At 40.3% G+C, this 3,268-nt stretch carries 5 protein-coding genes; 4 read left to right on the forward strand and 1 reads right to left on the reverse strand.

All coding sequences use genetic code 11. The features are described from left to right. Positions 1–266, reverse strand: a 266-nt coding sequence (locus tag AC1DRF_RS20585; protein ID WP_477741552.1) for an AraC family transcriptional regulator N-terminal domain-containing protein, incomplete at its 3' end; no start/stop codon positions are given. 243 nt (positions 267–509) lie between these two features. On the opposite strand from AC1DRF_RS20585, the gene AC1DRF_RS20590 reads away from it, so the two are divergent. The 4 genes from AC1DRF_RS20590 to AC1DRF_RS20605 all read left to right on the forward strand — a co-directional run. Next, a complete protein-coding gene (locus AC1DRF_RS20590; RefSeq protein ID WP_477741553.1) occupies positions 510–1,682 on the forward strand; it encodes an MFS transporter in 1,173 nt (390 codons plus the stop codon). A gap of 99 nt (positions 1,683–1,781) precedes the next feature. Continuing rightward, positions 1,782–2,525, forward strand: a complete 744-nt coding sequence (locus AC1DRF_RS20595) for an SDR family oxidoreductase (protein ID WP_427076903.1) — start codon at positions 1,782–1,784, stop codon at positions 2,523–2,525. Between the two features lie 93 nt (positions 2,526–2,618). After that, complete coding sequence (locus AC1DRF_RS20600; protein WP_427076904.1) at positions 2,619–2,885, forward strand: HPr family phosphocarrier protein; 267 nt, start codon at positions 2,619–2,621, stop codon at positions 2,883–2,885. A 111-nt stretch (positions 2,886–2,996) separates the two neighbouring features. Next, positions 2,997–3,268: NAD(P)H-binding protein (locus AC1DRF_RS20605; protein WP_477741554.1), on the forward strand; the 272-nt coding region annotated here is incomplete at its 3' end.

Here is a 3,268-nt window from a genome sequence, read left to right on the forward strand (position 1 = left end):
GCAGGATTGTATGTAAAGCGTTCTTGCGCCAGTAATACCTCCTTCATACCTTGGACGATAATGCATAAGGAAGGGTTGTAAACTCCATGACTTGGTCCGACAGCATTAGATAGACGAGTAAAAAATAAAGATGGAACAGCAGTTGTGTAGTTACCGTCCTGCCCCGAATAACGTTCAATAAGTTTAGCAAGTTCTTTCTGCCGTGTATAAATTTGTTCAGACATAAGATAAGATCCTCCTTCGTCCTTTCCTTGTGATAGCGCCATTATAATGCATATTTCTTCATTGCGTAAGTGGCATTGAGAGGATTAGGCAATCATTTGAGAGGAATGGGATACCGGTTGCTTTCTCAGTTGGTGCATAATAGGGATGCGGTTAAATAATATAACCATTTAAAGCGATAATGATACAAAGAAGGGAATCCTTACTGGTAACTCAACAAGAACAAAAAAGTTTAAAATATAAAACTTAATATATCACCTCATAAATAAAGGAGTAGATAGAACAGAGTGAATAATAGTTGGAAAATTTACATGTTAACCCTTATTAGCTTTGTGGTGGGTACTTCACAATTCGTCATCGTAGGTACGTTGGATAAAGTGGCTGCTTCTGTCGATGTATCGGTAGCAACCGCAGGGCAGCTTATTACCGTATTCGCTCTCGGCAACGCAATCGGCACGCCTCTTGTCATGGTAGCAACCTCAAAGATGGATCAGCGTAAGCAATTGTTACTGGCTCTCGCTATCATATTACTCGGCATCATTGGGGTAATTGCTCTTCCAGGCTTTGGCTTGCTGATGGCCTCTCGCGTTTTACTAGGAATTGGAACAGGGGTCTTCGTTGTCACCGCCTATGGTATAGCTGCAAAACTGGCGGCTCCTGGACGTCAGGGTGGAGCGATGGCCAACGTTGCAATGGGGTATAGCTCTTCCCTTGTATTTGGCGTTCCCCTTGGTCGTATGATTGCTTCGTCTTATGATTGGAAGGTCATCTTCTGGGGCATCGGACTTTTCAGCCTACTGGCTATCTTTGCCGTAGCACGGACGATTCCGGTCATGGAAAGCGAGGCAGCTGTTTCTCTGAGCAAGCGTCTTGCCCTCTTGAAGAATCCGAGAGTCGCACTCACCCTTGGTGTAACCTTCTTTGTATTTATTAGTTATTCAATGCTTAATACGTATATCACCCCCTTTCTGACCGCCGTTATGCCGACTATGAAAGAAAAATTGAGTATGATTCTCTTAGCTATGGGCATCGCGAGCTTGATTGGCTCTAAGGTTGGTGGCTTATTAGCAGACCGGATCGGCATCGTTCGCACGCTAGTCGGATCCATGGCTGTTCACATCATCTCGCTAGTATTGCTGTCTACTGTCTCTGGATTTGRATGGGTAATGGTCACCCTCCCATTGCTCATGATTTGGGAAATCGCTGCTTGGACGTTCGGGCCAACCCAAAACTTTAACCTGATCTCACTGACTCCAGAAGCCTCTAGTATCGTGCTTAGTCTGAACAGTTCCTTTGTCCAACTTGGATTTGCTGCGGGTGCTGGAATTGGAGGTATTGTTGCGGGAAGGTCATCAATACTAGAGATCAGTTGGGTTGGAGCGACATCAGTCGTGATTGCTCTACTGATTGGAGTGTTTTCATTTAAACGCAGCCGAGAGCTCTCAAGTGCACAGCAGTGAAGTTTTAAAAAATAGATTCAGCAGATAATTTGCTTTTAGAGGGCAAATCATCTGAATCAATAAATTTACTTTTTATATAAGAAAGGATAGGTATAAATGATGTCTAACATAAAAGATAAAGTTGTGATTATTTCAGGTGCTTCTAGTGGGATTGGAGAGGCGACAGCTAAAGAACTTGCTTCTAAAGGTGCTAAGTTGGTCTTGGCAGCTCGTCGTGAAGAGCGTTTACAACAGTTACAGAAAGAAATCGAAAAAAATGGTGGAAAAGCTATTTATAAAGTAACTGATGTAACGTCACATGAACAAATGGAAGAGCTTGCTGAGTATGCTCTTCAAGAATTTGAAAAAATTGATGTATTAGTGAATAATGCTGGCGTTATGCCACATTCATTTCTTTATAAGAAGAGAATCGAAGACTGGAATAAGATGATTGACGTCAATATTAAAGGTGTACTTTATGGGATTGCGGCTGTGCTTCCATCCATGAGAGAACAAAAATCAGGACATGTCATTAATTTGTCTTCAGTAGCTGGACATTTTGTTGGTCCTGGAAGTACGGTCTATGCAGGAACAAAGTTTGCTGTACGCGCTATTTCCGAAGGATTACGTAAAGAAGAAGCTGGAAACAATATTCGTTCCACTATTATCTCACCAGGCGCGGTTCAGTCTGAATTAATTAATTTGATCACCGATATGGATTTAAAACCTGGAATTGATAAACTTTATGAAGATGTTGCCATTGATGCTGAAAGCATTGCCCGTGCCATTGCTTTTGCCATTGAACAACCATCAGATGTAGCAATTAATGAAATGCTTATTCGTCCTACACATCAAGAGAGATAATTTAATACTAATAAACTTCGGTTATTGTAAATAATTTGACCCTATTTAATTAATTATCCTTTTATAAAAGGGGCTATAGGGGGTAGGAGAAGAATGATTGAAAAACAATATAAAATCATTGCAGATACAGGATTCGCCCATACAGCAACCTTCTTAGTAAGTGTTGCTTGTAAGTTTACCTCTACCATACTTCTTGAATATAGGGGAAGATCTGTTAATCTAAAAAATTCAACCAAGTCGCTTATGGACACTATGTCATTAGCAATTATGCCTGAATCTTATATCACTATAAGGGCAGAAGGAATTGACGAGCATCAGGCTCTACAGTTAATAGAAGATTATTTGAATAAAAAAAATTAGTACGAGAGGATTCCACATGCAAAAAGTAATGCTAAACAATAGTGTTGAGACGCCTATACTCGGACTTGGTGGTTTTCAAGGAACAACATTTATTATACGAGGAGTGGTATGATGAAAATTTTAATTTTAGGTGCAGCAGGCCAAATAGCCCGTATGCTAACAAATGAATTGCTCAATGAAACTGACCATTCCATCGTTCTTTATGCAAGAAAAGGTCATAAACGTTTAACTATCAGTGATGATAGCCGAGAATTTATTGTGGATGGCGATTTTAAAGATAGAGATGAACTGGTCAATGCTATGAAAGACGTAGACCTTGTATACATCAATGATATGGGTGATAAAGAATCAACAAAAACAATAATTGATGCAATGCATGATGC

It is taken from the genome of Priestia sp. P5_B4, assembly GCF_056400385.1.